The sequence below is a fragment of the Nonomuraea sp. NPDC003201 genome (genome assembly GCF_053590415.1).
In genome coordinates this window covers 1-3,348 of sequence record NZ_JBSFTC010000600.1, presented here as the reverse complement: position 1 = coordinate 3,348, position 3,348 = coordinate 1, and the positions used below count along the sequence as shown (strand labels likewise).

Here is a 3,348-nt window from a genome sequence, read left to right as displayed (position 1 = left end):
AGCCCCTGCAGCTCGGCCGCCAGCGCCTCGCCGTCGCGCTCCGCGCACCAGGCCGCGAGCGCGGCGTCGATCCCGTCCTCGCGGCGGCGCCGCTCCTCCAGGTCCGCCGAGGCGAGCTGCGGCAGCCCGGCGTGCGCGGCCAGCCGCCGCCACTCCTCGTCACCCTGTACGGCCAGCGCGATCCAGCGGTCGTCGCCCCTGACCGGGTAGACGCCGTGCGGGACCATGCGCGGATGCCGGTTGGGCCGGGTCCCGGGTGGTGGGCAGGTGCGGCGTTCGCCGAGCTCCGCCTCCAGGACGGCCGGTCCCATCGACGCGGCCATCGCCTCCAGCTGGGAGAGGTCCACGTGTCCCCCGCGCCCGGCCGCGACCAGGTCCAGGACGGCGAGCACGGCCGAGTTGGCCGCCACCATGTCGCCCAGCCCGAACGTCAGCCCCTCCGGCGCCTCGCCGGGATCAGCGGTCTCGCTGGTGAGGCCGGACATCGCGGCGAGCGTGTCGGCGAAGGTCACCGCGCTCCGCCAGGGGCCGCTCTGCCCGACGCCGGCCATCGACACCAGGATGACGCCCGGCCGCAGCTCCGCCAGCCGGTCGTAGGACAGCCCCCACCTGGCCAGGACGCCGGGGCTGAAGTTCTCGATGACCACGTCGCACTCGGCGGCCAGGCGCCGCAGCACCTCGAGGCCGGGCTCGGTCCGCAGGTTGAGGGCGACGCTGCGCTTGCCGCGGTTGAAGTTGACGAAGTAGCCGCCGTCGTCGATCCCGGCATCGGGACGCAGCCGCATGGACGGGGCGAAGCGCGTGGGGTCGCGCCGGTTCCGGGATTCGATCTTGATGATGTCCGCGCCGTGCTCGGCCAGCGTCTTGGTGGCGTACGGGCCGGCCAGCACCCAGGTCAGGTCCAGGACGCGGATCCCTTCGAGCGGACGCGCGCCGGGCCCGCGGACGCCGTCGTGACGGCCCCGTGGGCGTTCGCTCCGCCAGGGAGCCTCGGCGGCGGCCGGTCGCGGCTCGGTGAGGCGTACCGGGCGGGGCAGTGCCGCGAAGGGGAACCCGACGTCGGTGACGCCGTCCTCGGGCAGGCCCGCGCCCAGGACGCGGGCGAAGAACCCGCGCTCGGCGAGCTGCGGGTTGCCGGTCAGGCTCGTGGCCGTGGAGACCTCCGCCCACGGCAGCGCCCGGGCCCGCCCCTGCTCGGCGAGGGAGGCGGCGGAGCGCCGGGCGACGAACCTGGCCACGACCTCGTCCACGTGCTCGCGCCCCCGCCAGCGGAAGACGGGATCGGACCACTTCTCCTCCGTCAGGTCCTCCGCCTCGCCGGATTCCGCCATCCAGGCGAGCAGGTCGGTCCACATCCGGTCGCTGCCGGAGTAGCCGCCCGCGACGTGGCCGTCGGCGGCGCGGAAGACCCGGTGGGCGACGTGTTCGTACACGCCGCCGGTGCGGGACGGGTACCGTCCCGCGTGGATCCAGGCGATGGCGCCCGTCTCGAGCGTGGCGGCCACCGCCTCCTGCGCGGAGACGTCGATGAGCTGGCCCTGCCCGATGCGGTCGCGGGCGATGAGGCCGAGCAGCGCGGCGATGGCCGCGTGCGCCCCCGCGAGCTGCGTGGCCTGCTCGCGGGGAGGGGGCTTGGGCGGGCCGCCGGGCTTCCCGCCCAGCCAGGCCATGCCGCCGGCGGCCGCGGCCACGAGATCGTCGGCCCGCCAGTCACGCCGGGGGCCCGTCGTGCCGAACGGCGTGACCACGACGTGGACGGCCCGCGGCCAGCGCGACGTGACCGTACCGGAGTCCGTGCCGGAGTCCGTGCCGGAGTCCGTACGGACGCCGCGGAGCTCGCCGAACGGGCCGCTCTCCATGATCACGTCCGCCTGCTCGGCGAGCCGGTCGAGCGCGGCGGGGCCCACCGGCGCGCTCACGACCCGCTTTCCCGCGTGCCAGTGCAGAGCCTCCGCCCGCGACAGCCCCGGGCTCCGCGGACGCTCCACGCGTACGACGTCGGCGCCGAGGCCGACCAGCAGCCTCGCCCCGTTGAAGGCCAGATCGTCGGTGAGGTCGAGAACCCGCAACCTCGTCTCCTCCCGTGTGTGCCGGAGGCTCGACGCTAGAGCGCGCGATCGCCGGGGCGCGACCCTGCCGGTCTGTCCAGCGGTCCGCGCGATCAGGCCGTACGGGCGTCCCACGCGTCCGGCGGCACCCCCTGGTCGCGCAGGTCGCCCTTGACCACCTTCGTCGAGGCGTTCCGCGGCAGGGCGTCGAGCACGCGCACGTACCGGGGGACGGCGTGGCGCGGGAGCCGGTCCAGGCACCAGGCGTGCACCTGCGGCGGGCTGAGCGTGGCCCCGGGCGCCGCGGTCACCGCCACCAGCACCTCCTCCTCGGTCAGCTCCGACGGCACGCCCACCGCGGCCACGTCGAGCACGCCCGGCATCGCGGCCACCGCCTGCTCCACGTCCCAGGTCGGGATGTTCTCGCCGCGCCGCCTGATGACGTCGGCGCGGCGGCCGGCGAAATGGAGGAAGCCGTCGTCGTCGAGCCGGCCGCGGTCCCCGGTCACGAACCAGCCGTCACGCAGGGCCTTCCCGGTGGCGGCGGGGTCGCCCGCGTACCCGCTGAAGATCATCGACTCCGCTCGGGGCCGGACGGTGATCTGCCCGATCCGGCCCGCCGGCACCGGCAGGCCGTCGTCGTCCCTGATCACCACCTCGTACTCCGGGACGGGCCGCCCGGCCGCGCCCGGCCGCCGGGTGCCGGCCGTGCTCGCCGCCACGTCGCCGAGCTCGGTGCACGCGTACGCCTCCAGCAGCAGCACGCCGAACCGCTCCAGGAACCGCCTCGACAGGCCCTCCGGCGCCGGTCCCCCGTAGGCGCGGCGCACCTGGTGAAGGGTGTCGGAGCCGGTGGCGGGCGCCCGTTCCAGGATGGCCGCCACGGCGCCCATGAAGTTGAACGCGGTGACCCCCTCCCGCCGGCAGATCTCCCAGAACCGGGAGGCGGAGAAGCGCTGGTGGGCCACCAGCGTGGCGCCGGAGATCAGCGCGGGCAGCAGGCCCGCGTGCCGGACGTTGATGTGGTTCCAGGGGAAGACGTTGAACAGCACGTCCCCCGCCTCGTAGCCCATGGTGCGGGCCACCCGCCGGGCGTGCCGGACCCCGGCGAAGTGCGGCAGCAGCGCTCCCTTGGACCGGCCCGTGGTCCCCGAGGTGGCCATGACGACGGCGGGGTCCGCCGGTCCCGGCCGCCGCGCCGGAAGCCGATGCGGCGCGGCGAGCAGGTCGTCCAGCTCGGCCATCTGGAGAGTCCAGTTGTCGTCCTGGTCGGGGTGGGCGTTGAGCAGGTCGTTGGTGT

2 protein-coding genes are annotated in these 3,348 nt (G+C 75.6%); both read right to left on the bottom strand.

The genetic code is table 11. The features are described 5' to 3' along the window. On the bottom strand, window positions 1-2,069 hold a 2,069-nt coding region (locus tag ACWDX9_RS61405; RefSeq protein ID WP_449973132.1), incomplete at its 3' end, for a CoA transferase. A 92-nt stretch (window positions 2,070-2,161) separates the two neighbouring features. Next, on the bottom strand, window positions 2,162-3,348 hold a 1,187-nt coding region (locus ACWDX9_RS61400), incomplete at its 5' end, for an AMP-binding protein (protein WP_449973131.1).